Source organism: Dorea sp. OM07-5 (assembly GCF_003481355.1).
Classification (GTDB): Bacteria; Bacillota; Clostridia; order Lachnospirales; family Lachnospiraceae; genus Dorea_D; species Dorea_D hominis.
In genome coordinates, this window is record NZ_QUKZ01000005.1 from 105,510 (window position 1) to 128,871 (window position 23,362).

The 23,362-nt window shown below is 41.0% G+C and carries 22 protein-coding genes; 1 reads left to right on the forward strand and 21 read right to left on the reverse strand.

Going from position 1 to position 23,362, the window contains the following annotated elements; genetic code table 11:
* Window positions 1–67: 67 nt before the first annotated feature.
* Complete coding sequence (spoIIP, locus tag DXC04_RS06450; RefSeq protein WP_243112114.1) at window positions 68–1,222, reverse strand: stage II sporulation protein P; 1,155 nt, start codon at window positions 1,220–1,222, stop codon at window positions 68–70.
* Window positions 1,223–1,319: 97 nt separating this feature from the next.
* Entirely contained in the window at window positions 1,320–2,240 is a 921-nt protein-coding gene (gene gpr, locus DXC04_RS06455; RefSeq protein WP_021860009.1) for a GPR endopeptidase, read from the reverse strand.
* A 194-nt stretch (window positions 2,241–2,434) separates the two neighbouring features.
* On the opposite strand from gpr, the gene rpsT reads away from it, so the two are divergent.
* Window positions 2,435–2,698 (forward strand): 30S ribosomal protein S20, encoded by a 264-nt coding sequence (gene rpsT / locus DXC04_RS06460; protein WP_021860010.1) that lies wholly within the window; start codon window positions 2,435–2,437, stop codon window positions 2,696–2,698.
* Window positions 2,699–2,820: 122 nt separating this feature from the next.
* On the opposite strand, the gene DXC04_RS06465 is transcribed toward rpsT, so the two are convergent.
* From DXC04_RS06465 to rimO, 19 genes are all read right to left on the reverse strand, one after another.
* Window positions 2,821–3,465: a hypothetical protein gene (locus tag DXC04_RS06465; protein WP_021860011.1), complete on the reverse strand. Its 645-nt coding sequence runs from the start codon at window positions 3,463–3,465 to the stop codon at window positions 2,821–2,823.
* 124 nt (window positions 3,466–3,589) lie between these two features.
* Window positions 3,590–4,609 (reverse strand): ketol-acid reductoisomerase, encoded by a 1,020-nt coding sequence (gene ilvC / locus DXC04_RS06470; protein ID WP_117537301.1) that lies wholly within the window; start codon window positions 4,607–4,609, stop codon window positions 3,590–3,592.
* Window positions 4,610–4,701: 92 nt separating this feature from the next.
* Complete coding sequence (gene ilvN / locus DXC04_RS06475) at window positions 4,702–5,232, reverse strand: acetolactate synthase small subunit (protein ID WP_021860644.1); 531 nt, start codon at window positions 5,230–5,232, stop codon at window positions 4,702–4,704.
* A 138-nt stretch (window positions 5,233–5,370) separates the two neighbouring features.
* The gene (locus tag DXC04_RS06480) at window positions 5,371–6,252 is read right to left on the reverse strand and encodes a radical SAM protein (protein ID WP_118660482.1); all 882 of its coding nucleotides are present in this window, start codon (window positions 6,250–6,252) and stop codon (window positions 5,371–5,373) included.
* 50 nt (window positions 6,253–6,302) lie between these two features.
* Window positions 6,303–7,055 (reverse strand): ABC transporter ATP-binding protein, encoded by a 753-nt coding sequence (locus DXC04_RS06485; RefSeq protein ID WP_118660484.1) that lies wholly within the window; start codon window positions 7,053–7,055, stop codon window positions 6,303–6,305.
* Window positions 7,052–9,064 carry an ABC transporter permease gene (locus DXC04_RS06490; RefSeq protein ID WP_118660486.1) on the reverse strand — a complete coding sequence of 671 codons (2,013 nt, stop codon included), beginning with the start codon at window positions 9,062–9,064 and terminating at the stop codon, window positions 7,052–7,054. The genes DXC04_RS06485 and DXC04_RS06490 overlap by 4 nt, the downstream gene beginning before the upstream one ends.
* 87 nt (window positions 9,065–9,151) lie before the next feature.
* The gene (locus tag DXC04_RS06495; RefSeq protein WP_118660488.1) at window positions 9,152–10,456 is read right to left on the reverse strand and encodes a sensor histidine kinase; all 1,305 of its coding nucleotides are present in this window, start codon (window positions 10,454–10,456) and stop codon (window positions 9,152–9,154) included.
* On the reverse strand, window positions 10,446–11,219 hold the full coding sequence (locus DXC04_RS06500; protein WP_118660490.1) for a LytR/AlgR family response regulator transcription factor: 774 nt from the start codon (window positions 11,217–11,219) through the stop codon (window positions 10,446–10,448). The genes DXC04_RS06495 and DXC04_RS06500 overlap by 11 nt, the downstream gene beginning before the upstream one ends.
* Window positions 11,220–11,223: 4 nt before the next feature.
* Window positions 11,224–11,829, reverse strand: coding sequence for a coiled-coil domain-containing protein (locus tag DXC04_RS06505; RefSeq protein WP_243112115.1), 606 nt, complete (start codon window positions 11,827–11,829; stop codon window positions 11,224–11,226).
* A gap of 2 nt (window positions 11,830–11,831) precedes the next feature.
* Entirely contained in the window at window positions 11,832–11,993 is a 162-nt protein-coding gene (locus DXC04_RS15860; protein WP_243112116.1) for a hypothetical protein, read from the reverse strand.
* A 358-nt stretch (window positions 11,994–12,351) separates the two neighbouring features.
* Complete coding sequence (locus tag DXC04_RS06510) at window positions 12,352–14,010, reverse strand: glycoside hydrolase family 43 protein (protein ID WP_118660492.1); 1,659 nt, start codon at window positions 14,008–14,010, stop codon at window positions 12,352–12,354.
* A complete protein-coding gene (locus DXC04_RS06515) occupies window positions 14,003–15,370 on the reverse strand; it encodes an MFS transporter (protein WP_118660494.1) in 1,368 nt (455 codons plus the stop codon). The genes DXC04_RS06510 and DXC04_RS06515 overlap by 8 nt, the downstream gene beginning before the upstream one ends.
* 112 nt (window positions 15,371–15,482) lie before the next feature.
* A complete protein-coding gene (locus tag DXC04_RS06520; protein ID WP_118660496.1) occupies window positions 15,483–16,316 on the reverse strand; it encodes an AraC family transcriptional regulator in 834 nt (277 codons plus the stop codon).
* A 386-nt stretch (window positions 16,317–16,702) separates the two neighbouring features.
* A complete protein-coding gene (locus DXC04_RS06530; RefSeq protein WP_118660498.1) occupies window positions 16,703–17,713 on the reverse strand; it encodes a GGGtGRT protein in 1,011 nt (336 codons plus the stop codon).
* Window positions 17,714–17,767: 54 nt separating this feature from the next.
* Entirely contained in the window at window positions 17,768–18,460 is a 693-nt protein-coding gene (locus DXC04_RS06535) for an iron-sulfur cluster assembly scaffold protein (RefSeq protein WP_021860656.1), read from the reverse strand.
* 154 nt (window positions 18,461–18,614) lie between these two features.
* On the reverse strand, window positions 18,615–20,240 hold the full coding sequence (locus tag DXC04_RS06540; RefSeq protein WP_118660500.1) for a GNAT family N-acetyltransferase: 1,626 nt from the start codon (window positions 20,238–20,240) through the stop codon (window positions 18,615–18,617).
* A 7-nt stretch (window positions 20,241–20,247) separates the two neighbouring features.
* Complete coding sequence (locus tag DXC04_RS06545; RefSeq protein WP_118660502.1) at window positions 20,248–21,495, reverse strand: competence/damage-inducible protein A; 1,248 nt, start codon at window positions 21,493–21,495, stop codon at window positions 20,248–20,250.
* Window position 21,496: 1 nt separating this feature from the next.
* Window positions 21,497–22,039, reverse strand: coding sequence for a CDP-diacylglycerol--glycerol-3-phosphate 3-phosphatidyltransferase (pgsA, locus tag DXC04_RS06550; RefSeq protein ID WP_021860659.1), 543 nt, complete (start codon window positions 22,037–22,039; stop codon window positions 21,497–21,499).
* Window positions 22,039–23,361 (reverse strand): 30S ribosomal protein S12 methylthiotransferase RimO, encoded by a 1,323-nt coding sequence (gene rimO / locus DXC04_RS06555; protein WP_117537312.1) that lies wholly within the window; start codon window positions 23,359–23,361, stop codon window positions 22,039–22,041. The genes pgsA and rimO overlap by 1 nt, the downstream gene beginning before the upstream one ends.
* Window position 23,362 lies beyond the last annotated feature (1 nt).

Genomic DNA, 23,362 nt, shown 5'->3' on the forward strand with positions numbered 1-23,362 from the left:
CCGTTTTTTCTATACTTTTCCATACTTTGTATATATTAGCATAAAATCCGGCACGAAGTAAATACTTTTATGGATCCACCACCGCATCTAAAAGGTCTGCGAGGACTTTCATCGATCTTTGCATTTCTTTTACCGTATTCGTCTGCGCACCTGCCTCGATCAGCAGATATTTGGGCATCAGATGCATATTATAGCGATAATTTTTCAGATAAATCCTTCTTGTGAAACCAGGGTATTTTTTTGCGGCAGCAAGCTGCATCTGCATGGAAAATGCAAGATTATCCTGTATGTATGGATTCTTAAGATAAGCAATATCTCCATTCTTCTTCGTCCGGCTTAGTCCATTAAAGAACATGATCTGTCCGGTTTTCTTTCCATCTATGGATGTTACCAGATGTGTGTTGTTTCCGACACCGTCTCTGTGCAGGTCGATCACAACTTCAATCGACGGATATTTTTTCAGGATTTTCCTCACCTTTACTTCTGCAAGCTGGTATGCACGGCTACGATCCATTTTCCCGCCAATCAGATCATACACTCCTTCGTGGTGCATTGTCGGGATCCGGTAAGTATCATTTAACTCTTTCGTCAGAATATCTCCCATACCGACAATCGATGTTTTTTTATCTCCCGCTTTGGAATCTTTAAATGCCTCCTGGGAATGGGTATGATAAATTAGAATCTTCGGTTTGCTTCCGTCTTTTCTGATCTTCATATTCTTTTTCAGAAGTTTTCCGGCATCCAGCTCCTTTGCATCCGTCTTTGTTGTCTGATCTACGGTATAAAAATGGCTGCGCAGATATGCATAATTTTTCAGCTTCTTTTCGGATATCTTTGCAGTCTGTGTTTTTTCTGTTTTCTCTTTGTTGTTTTTTACAGTTCCGTCCTCCAGCACTTCATTTTCATCTTCTGCCTGTTTCTTTAAAATCAGACGGTAAGTATCTTCATCCTCAACCGCCAGCGTCTTTTCTTCTTCCCCATTTGCCATATATCCGATTGGAAATAATAGCTCCATCTGATTGATAAGCCATTTTTCAAAGGATTCTTTTCCTGTTTCTTCTATATACATAAGTTCCGGCATATGCAGCTTCCAGGCACATTTTAAAATTTCCCGGTTCACATATTCTCTTCCTTGATATGGATACTTTGTTTTTCTGGCAAGCATAGTTCCTGCCCATGCAGCGGCAAGCAGGCATACTGCCATCAGGACCATTACTGCCATGCTTTTTCGCTGCCTCTTTCCGGAAGTTCTTCTGCACCAATTTTTCATCTCTTCTCTTTTCTCATATCTTTTCTTAACACTATATGATGTGCAATTTTTAAATATGTGCCTGTCCGGCAGCAAGAGCATTTAACGCTTCCGAGATTGTATAGCTTGTCCGCTCCATCGTTTCATCGATATCTTTCGGTGTAACAAACATCCCATACAGATACGGCGGAATCAGATGTTCTTTATTTTCTCTCATTCCTTCGTCCCGGCATTTTGCAACATATTCTTCGATAGAATCACCTACAATCGTCGCGGCATCAACAACAGTCGGGACACCAATGGCGATTACCGGAACCCCCACCGTCTCCTCTGTGATCGCGTTTCTGTGATTTCCAACGCCGGAGCCCGGCGCGATTCCGGTATCTGCAATCTGGATTGTCCGGTTCAGCCTTCTCACACTTCTTGCAGCAAGCGCATCGATCGCAATTACAAAATCCGGTTCTGTCTCTTCCACAATTCCCCGCACGATCTCTACTGTCTCCATCCCGGTCTGTCCCATGACACCCGGTACAACTGCACTTACGAGCCGGTCCGCCTCCCCGCCAAGTGCATATTTTCCATATTCTTTCACCAGATGTCTTGTAATATCCAGATGCTCAACAACAAGCGGTCCCAGTGCGTCTGGCGTGACATTCCGGTTACCCAGTCCAATGATCAGAATACTCTGTCCATCTTCCTTCTCTGGCAGGCACCCCTCAAGTACTTCCATTAATTTCCCTGAAATCTCTCTGTGATAGCTCTCATCTGCTTCTGCCATTTTCGGTGCTTCCAGCGTGATATAATTTCCTACTGGTTTTCCCATCACTGCAGCACCGTTTTCTGTCTCAATCCGTACTGTCGTCACACGCACTTCACACATGTCATCATAGGTTTCTTCCACAGCAACTCCAGGAATCTCAATCTGATCCGAGACAAATCGTTCTCTCTGCTCCAGCGCAAGATCCGTCCGCACATTATATCGATCCATCATTTTTGTTTCCGCCTTTCTTCTACATTTTTTCACCTGTATTTCCTAGTTTTTACAAATAATTGATAAATATGTATTGACAGAAAAGCTTTCGTGACATAAAATAAGTTCGTATGTTTCGTTAGAACGTCCGTGTCCGGATCTAACGAACTGGAAAATCGACAACAGATCGAAATATTTAATCGGAGGTGGACAGATTGGCTAACATCAAATCTGCAAAGAAAAGAATTTTAGTAAACGAAACAAAGGCTGCTAGAAATAAAGCAATCAAATCTAAAGTTAAAACTTATGTAAAGAAAGTTGAGACTGCAGTAGCAAAGAAAGATGCTGAAACAGCTAAAGCTGCTTTAAAAGATGCCATTGTTGAAATCAACAAAGCTGGAAGCAAAGGTGTTTATCACAAAAATACATGCTCCAGAAAGATTTCCCGTTTAACAAAAGCTGTTAACGGAATTGCTTAATTATAGAATGACATATTAAAAAAACAGCCATACCGTCATGTGGCTGTTTTTTTGTTGCTGTTTTCTCCGTCAGGAACTGTCAGCGACAGTTCCGCCGAGGTTGTTTTTAATGAATATAACTTCTATTCTAACTTAGAATATCCAAAGCTGTTCACAAGCGCTTCTACCCTCTCGCCCTTCTGGCACATTGGACAATTCAGAGAATCATAAGCATGATATGCCGGTACGTCTGCACTTGTGAAGATTGTCTTAATCTCCATTCCAGCAACTTTTGTAACAGCACTGAAGATCGAACATACTCCACATACATTTCCACCATAATAAAGAACAGACTCAATGGCACGCATGATTGTCTTTCCGGTTGTAACAGATGCAGCAAGGATCAATACCTGTTGATTCCTAATCATACGTAGTTTGTTATCACGGAACATGATCTGTCCCTGCATATTGTACTCCGGTGTGATCACAGAAATATTATTCCCCGCACTCAGAGACATCTGGCTCGAATTCGCAAGATGCTCTGCCATAAATGTTCCGATCACTTCTGTCTCATCCAGACATACAATCGTATCGATCGTTGCATTCGTCATATATGCATTGGCTAATTCCTTCGCTGTCTCTTTTGCATTGTTATGACGAGTCTTGACTGTTGACATATCGATATATGTATTCAGATGCGAGTTACTCGTCGCAAAATGTCCTTTCATAATTTTAATACGTGCTTTTGGATTTCTGGTGGATCTTAAGTCTTCTAATCTGCTATCCATGATGCTCACCACTCCTTTCTAAATCTATATCCAGATTACCACGAAAAAAGGACGGCGTAAAGATGAACTTTACACCGTCCGTTATTTCTTTTACAGTCAGATTTTAAACGCTTCGACTTACTGATTAATTGTTGATCAGTTTGTCTTCTCCGTTCCAGCTGTACAGTTTTCTGATCTCTTCTCCGACTTTCTCTGATGGATGCTCGGAAGCAAGTTTTCTCATTGCTTTGAAGTGTACCTGACGTCCTGCTGGTGACATATCTACTAAGAATTCTTTTGCAAATGTTCCGTCCTGGATGTCTGTCAGGATCTGTTTCATAGCTTTCTTTGTATCTTCTGTGATGATCTTCGGTCCTGTAATGTAATCACCATACTCAGCTGTGTTAGAGATAGAATATCTCATTCCTGCGAAACCGCTCTGGTAGATCAGGTCTACGATCAGTTTCATCTCGTGAATACACTCGAAGTAAGCATTTCTCGGATCATATCCAGCTTCGCAAAGTGTCTCGAAACCAGCCTGCATAAGTGCACAAACACCACCGCAAAGTACTGCCTGCTCACCAAAGAGGTCTGTCTCTGTCTCTGTTCTGTATGTAGTCTCAAGAAGACCAGCTCTTGCCCCACCAATTGCAAGACCATAAGCAAGTGCACGATCCCATGCTTTTCCCGTAGCATCCTGCTCTACAGCGATCAGACAAGGAGTTCCTTTACCAGCCTGATACTCACTTCTTACAGTATGTCCCGGTGCTTTTGGTGCGATCATTGTTACATCGACATTCTTCGGTGGTTTGATACATCCAAAGTGAATGTTGAAACCATGAGCGAACATTAACATGTTACCTTCCTCAAGGTTTGGCTCGATGTCTTTTTTGTACATATCAGCCTGTAACTCATCGTTGATCAGGATCATGATGATATCAGCCTGTTTTGCTGCTTCTGCTGCTGTGTATACTTTGAATCCCTGAGCTTCAGCTTTTGCCCATGATTTACTTCCTTCATAAAGTCCTACGATAACATCACATCCTGACTCTTTTAAGTTCAGTGCATGTGCATGTCCCTGGCTACCATAACCGATGATAGCAATCTTCTGTCCGTCTAATACAGATAAATTACAATCTTCCTGATAAAAAATTCTTGCTGCCATTTTAGCATTCCTCCTAAATAATATAATAAATTTTTATTGTGTTATAAATATATCATTAAACGAAAGTATCTTTCGTTTAATACCATAAAGTATCACTCCTGTGTGAGTGTCTCTACATTGCCGTCCTGGTCGATGAGTGTTACATCTTTCATGCCACGGTTCAGACCTGTAATTCCGGTTCTTGCAAGTTCCAGAATATCATACCCTCCCAGAAGATTTAAGAAAGCATCCAGCTTGGACTGTGTACCGGTAAGCTCAACCATCAGGGAATCCTTCTCCACATCAACGATCTTCGCACGGAAAATATCGGCTACTGAGATGATCTCTGAACGCTCCGACTTGTTTGCCTTTACCTTAACCATAATCAGTTCACGGTAAACGGAATCTGACGGCTCCAAAACCTTAATCTCAATAATGTCTTCCAGCTTTCTGACCTGCTTTTCAATCTGGGATAAAATCAGTTCATCACCACTTGATACGATTGTTATCCTTGTAAACCTTGGATCAGCGGTAACGCCTGCTGTAATGCTATCAATACTGTATCCCCTTCTACTGAACAATCCTGAAATCCGACTTAAAACTCCTGGATTGTTGTCAACTAATAATGAAAAAACTCTCTGCATGACTGCACCTCTCTTTCGTTATATTTAAAAAACAGAGTGCGTTCTGTTTTTATATAATAGCAATACCCGTCACTTTTGTCAAGCATATACGAATATCTTTTTTGTTTTCTTTTTTATTTCTCTTTTATTTACCTGCTCCTACGACCACGATTCCGAAATATAAGCGATTACTTCTTCCTTTTTCTCCTGCCTGATAATCTCATCCGCAATCTTTTTTATCATCTTTTCTTTGTCTTTTTTTAAGTTCCCGCGCACACGGAATTCAATAAAATCATGAAACCCGTCATAAGCAAGATCCATTGGTTCCAACTCTTCCAGCAACAGCTTTTCTTCTTTCAGATTCTCCAATTCTGTTGCCGGTTTGAAATTGCCGTTCCGAATCTCCTGATATAACGGTGCATCTGTATGTAAAAACATAGAGAAATTAATCACTCTTTCCGGCTTTGTCTCATTTAAGAATGCCGCTAATGCCCTGGCATTTTCCATGCCTTTTCCATGTCCTGCAACTCCTGTCATAATATGTGCGTCAAATACAATACCTGCGTCCTGTATTCTTTCAATTGCCTTTTCCGCCTGAGAAATCGTATGATCTTTTTTCATAAAAGCAAGCACCTCTTCCAGACCACTCTCAATGCCCAGATACAGATGCTCCACTCCCAAACTATGTAATTGTTCCAACTCTTCCGGTGACTTTGCAAGGATTCCTGTAACGGTTGCATCCATGCGTACAGATGGCCCTTCCGGAAAATATTTTCTGACAAGCTTAAGGATCTCTGCCAGTTCTTCCGTCGGGAGATCAAATGCATTGCCATCGCCTAAAAATACGGCTTTGGGCTTTCCTCCGGCTTCTTTCACACGGATCAGATCATGTTCTACCTGGGCAAGTGGAAGTTTACGGAATTTTAAATGTTTGAATAATGTGCAAAACCTGCACCGGTTATAAGAACATCCTACCATCACCGGCAGCATATAAGATGAACGCTCCATAGGTGCGCGGCAGATCTGACCTTCATATTCCATATGCATCCCTCTCTTTCTTTTTTGGATGCATTCTATTATATCATGTTTTTCTATAAATCTGCCATCTTTCCGAGAATCCTGAAATAAAATCTTTCTTGTTCTTTAACTCTTTTCATTTCTTCCAGGATCTTTCCATCTTTCAAAAGGAGAATCCTGTCACAGTAGCTTGCCATTTTCGGATCATGTGTCACCATAATAATCGTTTTTTTATACTCCGTATGAATCCGTTTTAATGTGTCAATAACAAGTTGTCCGGAATGGGAGTCGAGATTCCCTGTCGGTTCATCTGCAAGAATCAGTTCCGGATCATTGATCAGTGCCCTGCAGATTGCCACTCTCTGACGTTCTCCACCGGATAATTCATATGGATTTTTCTGAAGCAGTTTTCCAATTTCAAATTGTTCTGCCAGATTTTTTGCTTTTTTTTGCATCTCTTTCACCAGACTTTTCTTCAGAATCATTGGGAGCATAATATTTTCTTCCACAGACAGGCTGTCCATCAAATAAAAGTCCTGAAATACAAATCCAATCTTCTGATTCCTTATTTCTGCCAGTTTATCACCATATAGAGAATCCGTATCTTCTCCCGCAAACTGTATTTTTCCTTTTGTCGGCTTATCAATCATACCCAGATTTTTTAAAAGTGTTGTTTTTCCACAACCGGATTTTCCCATAATTCCGACAAATTCACCCTGCTTCACTTCAAATGAAATTCCTTTTAACACTTTTACATCTTCTTCACTTTCTTTCCATGTCGATTTTCTATAATTCTTAATAAGATTTTCTACTTTTATAACGCTCATCTTCTATTTCCTTCCTCCACTCTCTTTGCAACCCATTTTTTTAATAGTTCAAGCATGACTTCTGTAAGCAATATATATCCTGCTGACAGACAGCCCCAGTAAATCCATACTTCTTTTCCATGCACAACTCCAAGATAAGATTCCCGTATTTTCTCCATCTCTACATAACCGGCAGAGAGCAATAACACAGCAGCCGTCGTAATTTCCGGAAGAAGTTTTACTTCCCATGCAAGCGTTCTTTTCTTCATTTTCTTTGTAATCCCCATACATGACAGGAACTCATAACGTTTCCTGTAATCCGGCAGTTCAGATGCCATCTTTACAAATAACGCAAAGTTTCCACTTACAAGCAATGCAAGAAAAAAGAACGCTTTATTTGATAATTGAAAGAGCAGGCTTTTTTCCAGCTCTGTTACAAATGTTGCAGTTACATAAAGTGTTTTCTGTACTTCATCTGTCAGTCCATAGTCCTGATTTCCATATTTATTTACATATTTCTGTAATTCTTTCGTTCCCTGTTTTTCTGTACGATCCGGAAATGAAAATAAATATAACAGATCCGGTTCTTCTTTTTCTTTTTTTAATTTCTCATGCCATTTATTAAAATAATTTTCAGAAAATACTACAACATTCTCTGCCTCTACACCGATCCTGTATTTTCCGAACCAGTTTCCTGCTTCGATTCTTTTCATTCTGTACAGATGATCCCTGTCTTTACTTGCAATCGGATGATTGGACTCCGGACTGACATATTCATCTTTTCCCTTATCAAAGCTGCCAGGCATCAGCCATGTGTATCCTTTGCGTCCATAATCCATCGCTCCCATGGTTACTTTTTTCCCATTGTAGGTTTTGTATTCATTTTGAATATATACAATCTCTTTATTCTTAAGATGAACCTGTTTTCCGGATAACTGCTCATATGTTTTCTCTGAAATTCCAACCAATTCAACACTATAACCACTCACCCGGATCATTGGAAATTTTTTTACACTTCCTTTGTATTCCTTTACACACTGATTTACAAAGTTTTGATTTTCTCCTGTATCTTTTCCCATCCATACTGCATCGTACGGAAAATATTTTTCCTGCCCTGAAATTGGAAGAATCTCTGCAATCTGTACACCGCAATAACCAACCGCTGCAAACTGTACGGTAAATATCATTAAGAAAAACAACATATTACTTTGATATCGGCTGTACAATCCATTTAATCCGAGAAGATGTTTCAGATAAAATTTTCTTCTTTTATGTAGTATCTCTAGCAAGATCCCTCCACCAAATAAAACTACAAAAAATGTTCCAAAATTCAAAAATAAATGAGAATACAGATATCCATAATCCAATGAATATCTGGCATAGATCCAATATCCTGCCGCTATAAGCAAAACTCCTGCTACTGTAAATACCAGCCACTTTCTGCTCTGTGGTTTTTTCTCTTTCTTCTTTCCATCATTCATCAGATCCTGCAGTCCATGATTATCTGCCCACACAAGCAGGGAAAATGCTACCGCAAGGAATACTGCCACGCTTAATTTACATGTATCCATATAGACAGAGACTGTAATCGGAACACGACGTATATATTCCGAAAAAAAATAATGCCATGCTTTCAAAACACCTCCAAGCATAAGCCGTCCTGCAAGCATTCCGGCAAATAAAGTTCCCAGGCAGCCTGAAAAATACTCAAAAAGAATCATTCCATACATTTTACGCCGTTTCATTCCAAGTACATAAAACAACTGATACTCTCTGAGTCTTAACCGCATAAATTTCTGCATAGAATATGTCATAATCGCCACACTGAAAATGCAGACCAGAATACATGCAAACATAACATCCTGTATCGTTCCAAAATCTGCAGATGCATCCTTCATAATTACTTTCGATACAGAATACAAGCCTAAAAACACAAAAAATTCTGCGACTCCTATAATGTTCCCTGTAAAATAGACAAAATAATTTTTCCAACTGCTTTTGAAATTTTTTAAAATAATCTGATATAACAAAAACCCACCTCCATCAGTTACTTATCCTTTTCTAAGAATAAGCACACTGACAGAAGTGGGCAATACCCTCGCCATAAACGGTATTTTTCAGGACATGAAAAAGGAAACCTGTACTTCGAATCTGTCCTTTGTGACCAGATATCTGATTGTTCCTTCATATTTTTCAACAATGCGTTCTACACTTATAAGACCGTAGCCATGGAATTTTTGATTCTCTTTCTGGGAAATCCATCTTTTTCCTTCCCTCACCGGCTGTTTTTCCATACTGTTAGCAATGTTTATAAAAAGCATATTTCCCGGATTCTGTATTTCTGTTTTTATCCATTTTTCTCCTTTTTCAACTTTTTCACTTGCTTCCAGCGCATTATCCAGCAGATTGCCAAATAAAATACAGATTTCATTTTCTTCCAATACAAATTTTTCAAGTGAACAGGCGGTTATCTTCCATACAATTTTCTTTTTTTTTGCCATATGCATCTTCAGATTCAGCAGAAGATCCAGTGGCTGACAAGTCGTCCATGGATAGAACTTCACAGATTCATACTCCGGTGTAATCTTATCCAGATAACTCCGAAGTTCTTTCCAGTCCTGCCTCTTCTCATATTCTTTTAATAAGAGCAGATGATTTTTCATATCATGATTGATTCTCCGGTTCTCTTCCAGTGCTTCTTTCAGATTTGCATAATTATTTTCCATCATCGTATTTTGAAATTCAATCATCTGATTCTCTCTTTGCAGGCTTTCATAGCGGAAAATAAATTTACTGAACTGCCATAACAGCCAGATCAGCAGGAGTGCTATTACATTTGCAGTCACAATATTCTGAAAATACCATTTGGTTCCTTCACCCATCAACATCAACTGATAGATCAGAATTACAATATGTAAACCTGCTCCAAATGTTACAATCAGTCCTTTATATTCCTCTGCGATTCTCTTTATGGTTTTCTTTTTGCAAATAAAACAGACATAACCAAGAAATATTACACCCGCGATCAGGCAGCTTACTGTTTTTGGCAGCATGTCCAATTTCCACATCTTGGATGGATTCTGGCTTGTTCCCTGCATCAGAACTGCCCATGATGCAATAAATACTTCCAAAAAACTTAAACCACCATAGCAAACAGCAGGTACTCCAAATGCAAATGCGTACGCCTCTGTGCCAAGTGCAACACAAATAAAGCCGCACAGTGTGAGTAAGAACACTGTCAGATACATTCCGATCGGATACTCTTTACCTGCCACAAGTAAAACCACAGTTCCCACACTTCCGGCATATATAAATCTGTCTGCTTTTCTTCCTGCCGTTGTTGGCATTCCCTGTTTCATCAAATATGCAGACATCAGTGCCTCCAGAACTGCAAGTATAATAATAATGCTTCTATATCCCATGATATCTTTTCTTCCTCTCCCAGTACTGTCTGACACATTCTTTTAATTCCATCAGATGCCTTCTTGCAATTCTTACTCTCACACCGCCGGAAAGTTCAAGTTCCATTCCGTGTATCTGTATGACTTTCTCTATATTGACAAGGCAGCTACGGTCTGCATATACAAAATCTCTGTGCTGTAATTCCTCCCACAACGTTTTCATATTGATCTGTTCTCTGTAAACCTTATCCTGTGTGTAATACTCTACATATTTCTTTCCTTTTGCTTTCTGAATATAAAGAATATCTCCATATCGGATTTTCTGCATACCTTCTATCGTTTCAAGCACGCGGTATGAGTCTTCTTCCTCTCTCCGCTGCTGCAATATATTTCTTAAAACTTCTGGTATCCGAACTTTCATCTCTTCTTTCAGAATATACTGATATGCATCCAGACGGTAACTTTCAATCGCAAACTCTTCATGTGATGTAATAAAAATGAGGGGAATTGCTTCCCCCTTTTCCTGTGCACGTTTCTTGTTCAGCCACTTTCCGAGTTCAATTCCATTCATCGTATCCATCTCGATATCAGAAAATACGGCAAGATATTTTTCATCCTTTTTCACAGATTCCAGAAATTCTTCTGCCATACAAAACAACCGCACATTAATCTTATCTGTCATATTCTTTTGTTTCAGCGTCTCTGTTACATATCTTCCGATAACCTTTAACATCTGCACTTCATCATCTATGACTGCTATACTTTTCTTTTCTGTTTTTCTCATAAATTTATCTGTTGCCTTCTAATTCTGCCAGCTTTCTTCGAAGCAATTCCACCTCATTTCTGGCTTCATCCAGCTGCCCTTTCGTTTCATCCAGCCGTCCTTTCGTTTCATCCAGCTGTCCTTTCGTTTCATCCAGCTGTCCTTTCGTTTCATCCAGCTGTCCTTGGGCTTCATCCAGTTTTCCTTTCGTTCCAACCAGCTCATCCTTCGTCTCATCTAATTCCTTCTGCATGTCATCAATCATTAACTGCACTGTATTACGATCCATCTCCAGTAATTCCTTTGAAAACATAGCCATCACCTCTTCTATATTCCGGCACATATCATAGATCTGACTGTACAAATCTTTAAAATCCGGATACTTCTCAATGATTGCGATGATCTCTTCCGGTCTGTCCATACATAGGAAAGCAAGCCACGCTTCCAGACGATTCGCAATCTTTATTTCTCCATTTTTATTGTGCTGAATCTTCTGAAAAATGTCAAGCGGAACAAATAAATATTTTTGAAGCAGATTCATTTCCAGACCAGTATCTGACTCCTGCTCAAACCGATGTATATATGTATCTGGAAAGTGTTTAAATTCTTCCAGCTGCACTACCATATCCATGATCAGCAGACTATTTTCATCTGCAAGTCTTCAAGAAATTCCTTCCTTCTTTCTTCTCTCCAGCTATAAAACATATCCTTCAACTGTTTGTCCTTCTCAATATCCTTCATTACTTCTTCCCGTGAACGGATCACCGGAAAATACTGACGTAATTTGTTTGTCATGGCAAACGCTCCTCTTCCTGATGCAGTCATAAAACTTTCCTGCATTTTTCATCGTTACTTTTTACATCTTGTTACAAACTAATTTTTTACTAAAAATCAAATTAAATATTTAAACAAATATTACATATCAAAGGCAAACTGACATCGTAACATCTTCACATGACACTCAGCAATCGTTTCCCTCTAAAATTAAAGTTTCTGGATTTTGCTCCAAACCGGAGCATTTGAATATTCGTATTTTCTAATACAAATAGAATCTCTTTAGAACTATAAGATATAACTTGTGTTTACTTTACCAGAAAAGCCCACAAAACACAAGTTGTATTTTGCAGGCTTTCTCTCCTGAAATTATTTTCAATTATTTTTCTTCCGGTGCCGGCACTCCTTTTTCTTCATCTGCCTCGTAAGAGAAAAAATCAAAATCGGCATAATGTTTATGCAATACACGGTCTGCACATGTAAGACCTACAAATGTTCCTGTGAACTCACCATATTTACAATACTCATCAGAGAACTTCGTTGTGTCAAATGTCCTTCCGATTCTTGTATAATTCTCACCGTCATAACTCCACTCGAACCAAAGCTGCCTTCCCTCAATCCGAAGTCTCAGATAAATCGGAACATCCTCCACTGCAATTCTCGTATCCAGATATTCTGTCTTTTCTCCATTTTCAAGCTGGATGATCGACAGTGCACTTCCACCCAGTGTCTGACTGTAATATTTACGCAGATTAATATAATTCATATTATCGTAATAAATGATCAGTCCGGCACTGTGCTGGTATACTTCCGGCTTGTATTCCATCTTTGTTGTAACCGTTGCATAGACACTGGTCAGTTTTCTTGCAAGGATACTGACCTTATTCAGCGATGTTCTGGACTCCTGTCCGCGGATTCTCACATAACCCGGACGGGCTTTTACATCAGCAAAACTCTGTGGCATAATACGTGGTGCATAATACCAGTTTCCAAGCTCCTCACCGTCAAAATCATCAAAATCCGGAATCTGTGGAACCGGATATTCCGGCAGTTTGCTTTCTTCTACATATTCTTTCGCCAGATTATCTCCATCTGCCATGCGAAGCCATCCGTCTTCGGTCCACTCCATTTTCTGTATTGCTGTCTCTCTTCCAAGCGTGCAGCGAAGCTCCGGTGCAAACGGTCTGGAACAGAGATGTACCAGATAAACCTCGCCAAGAGAAGTTTCTACATAACTTCCGTGACCGGATTTCTGCAGAACGCTGTCCGGATTGAAATATTTCGGTTTCAGATGATCCGGATCATGTCTTTCATTCGACTCGCCCGGAACACTTGTTACGATCGGATTCTTCGGATCCCCCTCATATGGTCCCCATACATTTTTGGATCTTCCCATCGTCACGCAGTGATTGTATCCGGTTCCGCCTTCCGCACACATAATATAATAATAACCATTTCTCTTTGTAAGATGCGGTGCTTCGATACATCCTCTATCTGTACCGCCGCGCCAGATTCGTTTCGGATATCCGACTACTGCCTTTTCTTTCGGAGAATACTCAACCAGACAGATCACACCCGGTTTTTCATATCCTTCTCTTGTCTCCCACTCCAGAGAAACAATCCATTTTCTTCCGTCATCGTCGTGAAGAATAGAAGCATCAAATCCTGCGGAATGTAAATAAACCGGCTCACTCCACGGTCCACGAATGTCTTTTGCTGTTACAAGATAATTGTCTACATCAAAATATCTTGCATTCATGGAATTCATCACACCATATACGACATAGAACAGATCTTCCTCTTCACAGTAAGTAAGGCACGGCGCCCAGATTCCTTTTGCTGATGGAAGTTTTTTCAGATCTACCTGTTCATCTGTCAGCACATGTGTATACAGCTCCCAGTTTTTCATATCCTTTGAATGATAAATCGGGATTCCCGGCATCCACTCAAACGTGGATACCGCAATATAATAATCGTCTCCTTTTCTGCAAATACAAGGATCCGGATTAAAACCTTTGAAAATCGGATTCTTAATCATTGTCCGCGACACCTCTTCCTTCTTTTAAGTCTGTTACGATTCCATCGTATTCTTTATCCAGTTTGTAGAAGCACATGATCGCTACGATCAATACTGCTGATAACACCGGAATGTAGATAAATAACGCATTGATCGCTGTCAGTGCAGATGCACTCTGTGCTACCGCTTTTTCTGCATATCCTCCAAGTGCCAAAATCCATCCGAGCATAGCGGATCCAAGACCATTTCCGACTTTGAATCCAAAGCTTGAAGCACTGTTGATCAGTCCTTCTGTACGATATCCGGTCTTCCACTCTCCATATTCGATCGTATCCGATACAATCGCAAACATGCAGGAAGAAATTCCGGCATTACCAACACCTTTTAATCCAGATGCGATCATGATTCCGATATAACTTGTTCCGACAAATGCAAACATTGCAAATCCGAGTCCATAGATGATTGCTCCGAGAATCAGCATATTTCTCTTACCGATCTTCTTAATGATAAATGCGGTAAAGAACATTGCCACGATCTGTACGATACTTGCTACAAGATTCATCGGTCCGACCAGATTTGGATTTTTCAGTACAACTTTTGCATAATAAACAGCAGCTCCGCCGTTCAGAGAATAAATGATGAAAATAAATACCAGTGTCAGTGTGATCATGATCCAGTATTTATTCTGGAATAGTAAGCGAATTCCTTTGAAGAACGGGATCTTCTCCTGCTTTGTATATTCAGAAGGTTTTACTCTCTCTTTCGTTCCTGTAAATGTAATTAAAAAAATGATAACTGCAAGTACTCCGAACACTGCAAATGCTTTCGTCCATGCAGATGCGTTATTTCCAAATGCCTGTACAAGCGGAAGTGTCAGGTTTGTGATGATCAGCGTTCCGGTTGTTGCAAGGATCATACGGAAAATACTTAAAACAGATCTCTCGTACTGCTCCTGTGTGATCAGAGCATTCAGGGTTGCATATGGTACATTGATCGCTGTATAGATCACAGACGATACTAAGTTATATGTAATGAAAATGTATGCGATCTTCTCTGTCTGCCCCAATCCTGACGGTACACTGAACAGGAGGATTCCGGCAATTGCAAACGGAATTGCCATCCGTAAGATCCACGGTCTGCATTTCCCCATTTTGGATTTGGTACGGTCTACGATCACTCCCATGATCAGATCCGTAACACCGTCAAAGATACGTGAAACGAGCATGATCGTTCCTACGATACCGGCACTGATATGCACATAATCTGTGTAGTAAAACAGCAGAAATGCTGACATTGCGGAATAAATGATGTTACATCCCAGGTCTCCGCATCCATAGGAAAATCTTTCCCAGAAACTGATTTTCGTCGTTTTTTGTTCCATTTTCTCTCTCCTTCTTATGTATGCTTTTCTTTCTATCTGCATTTATCATAACAGGCATTTTTCATCTTTAGAACAAACAAAAGCGACCTAAAAATAGGACGATTCCGACTTTTTATTTCTCTCTCGATTTCTTTCTTGCCTCTTTGGGAGTACATCCATAATTTTCTTTGAATGTACGCATGGCAACACGGTAATTGGTACATCCGTGTGCTTCAAAAATTTCTCCGATAGAAGCGTCTGTTACAAGTAATTCTTCATGCACCTTGGCAATCCGGATCGCATACAGATATTCCATCAGTGTCATACCAATCTGCTTCTTGAAAAATCTTGCCAGATAATCTTCACTGTATCCAAAATGTGCGGCAATCTCCGGGACAAGACATTTTTCTCTGTGATGCTCTTTTAAGTAGACCATGATCTCATTTACACGTTCCAGATTTTTCTGATTACGGTCTGCTTCTTTTCTTACAATTTTTTTAGAGTAAGAATGAGCCAGCGTGTACAGAAGTTCATACAGCAAACTGTTAAAACGCAGCAGATAAGCCTCCGGACGGATATCGTAGACAATATGCATATCTTCAAAGATTTTCTTCATCTTCTGAAGTCTTGTCTTATCAATCTCATTTTCCGGATGCATATCCACTTCAAACTGATACAATTCAATATCCGGAATGTACTTAGTAAGCATCTCTTTCGGGATCTGTAATACAAGAGCCCTGTTCTTCCCACTCAATACGGAATGCATCACCCTGGAATTAATAATATTAAATTCTCCTGCCTGCAGCACATTTTTCTGGTTCTCGGTCGTCACGGTAATACTTCCTTCCAGCATATACACCAGCTCCAGACTGTCATGCCAGTGCGGTGCGACATAACTTCCTTCATCTACCGATAAATAAAACCGTACTTCCATATCCGGGTTACGCGATACAATTTCGTGACGCATAATTTCAATCCTTTCCATTTTTGTAAAGTATAACACATACTGCGTAAAAACAAAAAGAAGATATTCTATGTTATATGAATCATCAGCCGCATGAATTAGCTGCTTTAATACTTTATGAAATATAATATGAAAAATCAAGAAAAAATATATGAATATGCTATAAAAGAAATGGTTAGTCACAGCATTAAAGATGTTACAGAATCTGTTTATACAGTTCGAGATCTCGAATGGCTAAGAAACGACATGGAGAAGTTAGAATAAAACGGCTGAAAAGTGTTACTAATACCGTGTTACTAATACGTTACTAATATGTTACTAATCAACCGCTTTTTCTTATCTTTTATTCAATTCTACTAAGTCGAAAACCCTTGTAAATTGGGCGTTTCTTAGAATTTACCTGACTTTGCAGCTTCCTCGATGGAAACGGCTACAGCTACAGTCATACCAACCATCGGGTTGTTACCTGCGCCAATCAGTCCCATCATCTCAACGTGAGCCGGTACAGATGAAGATCCAGCGAACTGTGCATCAGAGTGCATACGTCCAAGTGTATCTGTCATACCGTAAGAAGCCGGTCCTGCTGCCATGTTGTCCGGGTGAAGTGTACGTCCTGTACCACCACCGGAAGCAACTGAGAAATATTTCTTACCCTGCTCGATACATTCTTTTTTGTATGTACCTGCAACCGGGTGCTGGAAACGTGTCGGATTTGTAGAGTTACCTGTGATAGATACATCTACACCTTCTTTGTGCATGATTGCAACACCCTCACGAACATCGTTGGCACCATAGCAGTTAACTTTAGAACGAAGTCCTTCAGAGTAAGCGATTCTCTGTACTTCTTTCAGTTCTCCTGTATAATAATCATACTCTGTCTGTACATATGTGAATCCGTTAATTCTGGAAATGATCTTTGCAGCATCTTTTCCAAGTCCGTTCAAGATAACACGAAGAGGTTTCTTACGAACTTTGTTTGCTTTCTCAGCGATACCGATTGCTCCTTCAGCAGCTGCGAATGATTCGTGACCTGCCAGGAATGCGAAACAATCTGTATCTTCTTCCAGAAGCATCTTTCCTAAGTTACCGTGTCCAAGACCTACTTTACGCTGATCAGCTACAGATCCCGGAATACAGAATGCCTGAAGGCCTTCTCCGATTGCTGCCGCTGCGTCTGCTGCTGTCTTACATCCTTTTTTGATTGCGATTGCTGCACCTACTGTGTATGCCCAGCATGCATTCTCAAAACAGATTGGCTGAATACCTTTTACCTGATTGTATACATCAAGTCCGGCATCCTTTGTGATTTTCTCTGCTTCTTCGATAGAAGCAATGCCATAGCTGTTTAATACTTCATTGATTTTATCAATTCTTCTCTCATATGATTCAAATAAAGCCATTTAATTGTCCTCCTGAAATTTTACCTGATATGTAATACCTGTACGCTATCGCGATTATTCTTTACGTGGGTCGATGATCTTAACTGCATCTTCAACACGTCCGTACTGTCCTTTTGCTTTCTCCCATGCATCATTCGGTGTGTCACCTGCTTTGATGAAGTCTGTCATTTTACCAAGGTTTACAAACTGATATCCGATGATTTCATCGTGGTCATCTAAAGCGATACCTGTAACATATCCTTCAGCCATCTCAAGATAACGAGGACCTTTTGCTAATGTACCATACATAGTTCCAACCTGAGAACGAAGTCCCTTACCAAGGTCTTCCAGTCCTGCACCGATCGGAAGTCCGTCTTCAGAGAATGCACTCTGTGTTCTTCCGTATACGATCTGAAGGAATAACTCTCTCATTGCTGTATTAATCGCATCACAGACAAGGTCTGTATTCAATGCTTCCAAAATAGTCTTTCCCGGAAGGATCTCAGATGCCATAGCAGCAGAATGTGTCATACCTGAACATCCAACTGTCTCAACAAGGGCTTCCTGGATAATTCCTTCTTTAACATTCAGTGTCAGTTTGCAGGTTCCCTGCTGTGGAGCACACCATCCAATACCGTGTGTCAGACCTGAAATATCTTTAACTTCTTTTGCCTTTACCCATTTTGCCTCTTCCGGAATCGGAGCTGGTCCGTGATTTGCACCCTGAGCTACCGGACACATCATCTCTACTTCATGTGAATAAATCATTATAAAACTCCTTTCAACTATGTGTGTGTTTTCTCTTGTAGGCATTGTTATATGTTTAACGCCGTACTTGATTTTATTTTCTCATAAATTCTTTTACTCGTCAATTGTCACTTTTTATCAAATTCCGGCGCTTTCTGCGCCTTTTCTCTGCATTTTACCTGTCAAGTCCCTTCCAGAACGCTGTATCTGCAACGGAACTCTTAATTTCGTCGAATGTATACGGTGCTGTCACCCATGCATATTTTGTACTCTGCTTACCGGATGAAGCGCTTCCCATATTGAATCCGATCTCGATTCCGTCTTTGCTCACAAAAAAATTTGGAACATAAGCTCCTGTTTTGTCATTGCCTTCCAGTGCCTTTTTCATCTCAGCCGTAGTAAGGTCGGTAAGAAAACTGCTGTCACCGGTCTCTTTCTGCATGATCTTTGCCCAGTTTTCTACAAATGTGTCATCCAGCTTTACAATATCTCTGACTTCGTAAATTTTCCCGTCACGCAGACGGATATTTACAGTACGAAGATCTGTCTGATACTCGCTGTATTCACCTCTGGCACTTGTATCTTCAAATACAACACTGATAAACTCATTCGTTGCATAGGTCACTTTGCATTTTACATAACTGATCAGTGCCGGTGTGTTTGCTTCGATTACTTTCTGCTTGATCTTCTCATCCGGATGTGTGTAAATCTCATCCACGGTAGACATTGCACAGTTTTTTATTGTTTTATTAATTTTATCTGCATTCTTTCCTTTCAGACCACTGATCTGTGGATAAGCAACATTAAAATCAATGATTGTAGAAGTCTTTTCCGAATCACGGAAGCTGTATGTCTCATTTTTCACCTTGTAAGAAAGATTATCTGCCTTATAGGCTTCTATCTTATCAACGCCTGACACACTGCTTTCGTCTGTCTTGTTCTGGCTGTCTGAACCACTGTTTCCATTATTCTCATCATTATCGTATATATCATCCGAATCATCCCAGCTGTCACCGTCATCCTCATACGGCTGATCTTCTGTGATTCCTACGTCGTCTTTTGCTTTATAATAGATAAAACTTCCAAATAAAAATGCGCCGCCGACCGCTACGATCAAAAGTATGATCGCCGCAACAACTCCAACGATGACCGGTACTGCAGATCTCCGCTGTGGCATCTGTACCTGATGACTGTATGTTCCTGCTGGTCCCTGCCCGTTTTCTTCCGGTCCCGGGCCATAACTATAAGAGCCGCTTGAAGAACTGCCTGCACCGTAACCATAAGTATTCTGTCCCGGATTTCCGGTGCCGTAATGATAACTATACTGTCCGTATGCACTCTGCACCAGCTCCGCCTCCATCGGTACAAAACGGATTCCATCCTTTTCCTGTTCTTCTGTCACCTTGTGCATTCCAAGATGCTCGTATGTCTCTACAGCCTGTGGCGCAGCATTTACTGTAATCTTAGAAGTATGCACTTCTCTTGCCGCAAATGCAACAGCTGCCAGATAAAGCATACGTCCGATACCGTGTCTTTGAAATGCCTTTCGTACAAAGAACAGACTGATGTGCCCGCTGTTTGTAACTGCGATCATTCCACAAATCTGCACACCTTCAAACGCACCAAATATAGTCACTTCCTGCCGTTCAAACATCTCGCGGAAAGAGTCATAACTGATAAATTCATGGAAACGCCCGACGCCTTCATCAGTATATGCCGGTGCAACATCTTCTGCAAATACTTCTGCCGCCAGATGCAGTGCCGGCAAAAGTTCCTGTATCTGTATTTTTCTGATATTCATTTCGGATTTAACTCCTTTCTTTTACCAGTTCCTCCCGCAGGAATGTCAGAGCACGCACAACGGCATAATCTCTGTTTTTCGCACGATTTCCGGTAAAATGAAATTCTTTTACTTCTGTATGTCCCTTTACATAGCATCCAATATAAACCAGTCCGACCGGTTTCTCTTTGGTTCCGCCCCCAGGCCCTGCAATACCGGTCACCGCCAGTGCGGCATCTGCTCCGGCTGCTTTTGCTGCACCTTCTGCCATCTCTCTGGCAGTCTGTTCGCTTACTGCGCCGTATGCTTCCAGTGTCTCTTCTTTTACACCAAGCAGTTTGCTCTTTGCACGATTGGCATAAGTAATATAGCCTTCTTCATACACTTCCGATGCACCTGCAACATTCATGATCCGTCCTGCGAGCAGACCAGCCGTACAGGACTCTGCGGTTGTCACTGTCATCTTCTTCCCTTTCAGGAGTTCCACAACTGCATCTTCCAGCGTCACATCTTCTTCAGTTGTGTAGATTTTATCTCCGAATCTGTGGAACAGCTCATCCATCATCGGCTTCATTAAAGCATCTGCCTCTTCTTCACTCTTTGCTCTGGCTGTCACACGGAGATGTACTTCTCCTGTCTTTGCATAAGGCGCAAGTGTCGGATTGGTCTGTGTCTCCAGAAGATCCGTAATAACCGTCTCCACTCTGCTTTCTCCCATAGAGCAGATCTTCACCATTTTAGAATAAATACCTTCCGGTTGTAAGCCATTCAGATATGGAGCAATCTTTGACTCAAACATTGGTTTCAGTTCATTAGGAGGACCTGGAAGCAAAATCGCTGTCTTGTCGTTTTCTTCCAGTATCAGTCCGGGAGCCGTTCCATTGTCATTATCAACAACAACCGCGCCTTCCGGAACCATTGCCTGTTTCCAGTTATTTGCTGTAATATTGCGGTTGTGTACCCGTGCAAAATAATCTTCGATTCGGACTCTTGTACGTGCATCTTCGTACAGTTCTTTTCCAAATACTTTTGCTGTCACTTCTTTTGTCAGGTCATCCTTTGTAGGACCAAGTCCACCGCCAAGAATCACAATATCACTTCTTGACAGTGCCAGACGAAGCGCATCTTCCAGTCTCTTCTCATTGTCCCCGACAACACTCTGGTGATAGCAGGAAAGGCCCAGACCTGCACACTTTTCAGACAGATATGCTGCATTTGTATTTACGATATTTCCAAGCAGAATCTCTGTTCCGACAGAGATAAATTCAACTGTCACTTTACATTCCTCCCTGCGTAAGAACCTCAACATTTTTCGCAATATAATCAATTAAAGAAACAATGGTCAGAATCAGTGCTGCCCACATCAGGACTGTTCCGATCACATCAAATACCCCGCCCAGATCCATGATCATCACGATCACCATAAACATCTGTGAAACGGTCTTAAATTTTCCCCAATAACTTGCCGCAATGACAATGCCATTGTCAGAAGCTACAAGACGGAATCCGCTGATAATAAATTCTCTTGCGATAATAACGATTACAAACCATGCCGTCAGCTTGCCAAGCGGAATGAGACAGATCATTGCAGAACATACAAGCAACTTATCTGCAAGAGGATCCATGAATTTTCCAAAGTTTGTAACCAGACCTCTTGCTCTAGCAATCTTACCGTCCAGCATATCTGTAAGACTTGCCACGCAGAAAATAACAAGCGCGATCCATTTATTGGCTGCACCGCCTGCGTCCGTCAACATAAAAAAAACAAAGAAAGGTACCATGATAATTCGTAATACTGTCAGCTTATTTGGTAAATTCATTACAACAACTCTCCTATCAAATCATATTCTACTGCACCGGTCACTTTCACTCTTGCGAAATCTCCCGACATCAGTTCTTCATCTGTATTAATAAAAATCAATCCGTCAACGCCCGGCGCATCTTTGTAAGTACGTCCGACATATGCATTCTCATCTGCAACTTTTCCCTCGATCATGACAAGCACTTCTTCACCGATCATATCTTCTGCCTGTGCAAATGCAATCTCCTGCTGCAACTCCATGATCTCAGCCTGTCTGTCTTCTTTGACTTCTTCCGGTATCTGATCCGGCATCTCTGCCGCCGGTGTGTCTTCCTCCGGCGAATATGTGAATACGCCGAGCCGGTCGAATTCCATCTCGTCTACAAACGCTTTCAGCTCTTCGTGCTGCTCTTCTGTTTCTCCCGGAAAACCAGTGATCAGTGTTGTGCGAAGTGTGATGTCCGGAATTTCCCGTTTTAATTTTCCAATGATTTCTTCTAACTGTGCTTTGGAAGTTCTTCTTCCCATGCGCTTTAAGATTTCATCGTTAGCATGCTGAATCGGCAGGTCCAGATAATGACAAAGCTTCTTTTCTTCTTTCATAACCTGGATGAGATTATCATCAATCTCTTCGGGATAACAGTACAGAATACGGATCCAGCGAATTCCATCTACCTTGCACAATTCACGTAAAAGCTTATGCAGAGATTTTTCTCCGTAAATGTCTTTTCCATATAACGTTGTCTCCTGTGCCACAAGGATCAGTTCTTTTACGCCCTGTTCAGCCAGATCTTTTGCTTCCTGTATCAGCCGCTCCATCGGAACACTGCGGTAATTTCCACGAAGCTTCGGAATGATACAGTAAGTACAGTGCTTATCACAGCCTTCTGCAATCTTCATATAAGCATAATGTCCACCGGTTGTCACCAGACGCTTTGTATCGACAAGCGGAAGTGCATTCACATTTTCAAGTTCCACATGTCCGGCACCCGCCAGTGCTTCTTCCACTGCTTCTACAATCTTATCATAGGCTGTTGTTCCAAGAACCGCATCAACTTCCGGAATCTCATCAATGATCTCCTGACGATATCTCTGTGCCAGGCATCCGGTTACGATCAATGCTTTCAGTCGCCCTTCCGTCTTATATTCTGCCATCTCCAGAATCGTCTGTATACTCTCTTCTTTTGCATCGTGCACAAAACAGCATGTGTTGATCACAATGATATCTGCCTGTGTCTCATCATCTACAATCTGATATCCTTTTGCATCCAGGAGGCCCAGCATAACCTCAGAATCTACCAGATTCTTATCACAGCCCAGTGAGATAAATAATATATTCATT

Coding starts and splice junctions, on each gene's coding strand:
- DXC04_RS06480 (WP_118660482.1), bottom strand. CDS start 6,252: ATGGAATATGAAGGTCAGATCTGCCGCGCACCTATGGAGCGTTCATCT.
- DXC04_RS06500 (WP_118660490.1), bottom strand. CDS start 11,219: ATGAGAAAAACAGAAAAGAAAAGTATAGCAGTCATAGATGATGAAGTG.
- DXC04_RS06530 (WP_118660498.1), bottom strand. CDS start 17,713: ATGGCTTTATTTGAATCATATGAGAGAAGAATTGATAAAATCAATGAA.
- rimO (WP_117537312.1), bottom strand. CDS start 23,361: ATGAATATATTATTTATCTCACTGGGCTGTGATAAGAATCTGGTAGAT.
- DXC04_RS06540 (WP_118660500.1), bottom strand. CDS start 20,240: ATGAATATCAGAAAAATACAGATACAGGAACTTTTGCCGGCACTGCAT.
- pgsA (WP_021860659.1), bottom strand. CDS start 22,039: ATGAATTTACCAAATAAGCTGACAGTATTACGAATTATCATGGTACCT.
- DXC04_RS06505 (WP_243112115.1), bottom strand. CDS start 11,829: ATGGATATGGTAGTGCAGCTGGAAGAATTTAAACACTTTCCAGATACA.
- DXC04_RS06495 (WP_118660488.1), bottom strand. CDS start 10,456: ATGGGATATAGAAGCATTATTATTATACTTGCAGTTCTGGAGGCACTG.
- DXC04_RS06485 (WP_118660484.1), bottom strand. CDS start 7,055: ATGAGCGTTATAAAAGTAGAAAATCTTATTAAGAATTATAGAAAATCG.
- ilvN (WP_021860644.1), bottom strand. CDS start 5,232: ATGCAGAGAGTTTTTTCATTATTAGTTGACAACAATCCAGGAGTTTTA.
- DXC04_RS15860 (WP_243112116.1), bottom strand. CDS start 11,993: ATGACAAACAAATTACGTCAGTATTTTCCGGTGATCCGTTCACGGGAA.
- DXC04_RS06520 (WP_118660496.1), bottom strand. CDS start 16,316: ATGCGTCACGAAATTGTATCGCGTAACCCGGATATGGAAGTACGGTTT.
- DXC04_RS06515 (WP_118660494.1), bottom strand. CDS start 15,370: ATGGAACAAAAAACGACGAAAATCAGTTTCTGGGAAAGATTTTCCTAT.
- DXC04_RS06510 (WP_118660492.1), bottom strand. CDS start 14,010: ATGATTAAGAATCCGATTTTCAAAGGTTTTAATCCGGATCCTTGTATT.
- DXC04_RS06465 (WP_021860011.1), bottom strand. CDS start 3,465: ATGGATAGCAGATTAGAAGACTTAAGATCCACCAGAAATCCAAAAGCA.
- gpr (WP_021860009.1), bottom strand. CDS start 2,240: ATGATGGATCGATATAATGTGCGGACGGATCTTGCGCTGGAGCAGAGA.
- ilvC (WP_117537301.1), bottom strand. CDS start 4,609: ATGGCAGCAAGAATTTTTTATCAGGAAGATTGTAATTTATCTGTATTA.
- spoIIP (WP_243112114.1), bottom strand. CDS start 1,222: ATGGCAGTAATGGTCCTGATGGCAGTATGCCTGCTTGCCGCTGCATGG.
- DXC04_RS06535 (WP_021860656.1), bottom strand. CDS start 18,460: ATGATTTATTCACATGAAGTAGAGATGATGTGTCCGGTAGCTCAGGGT.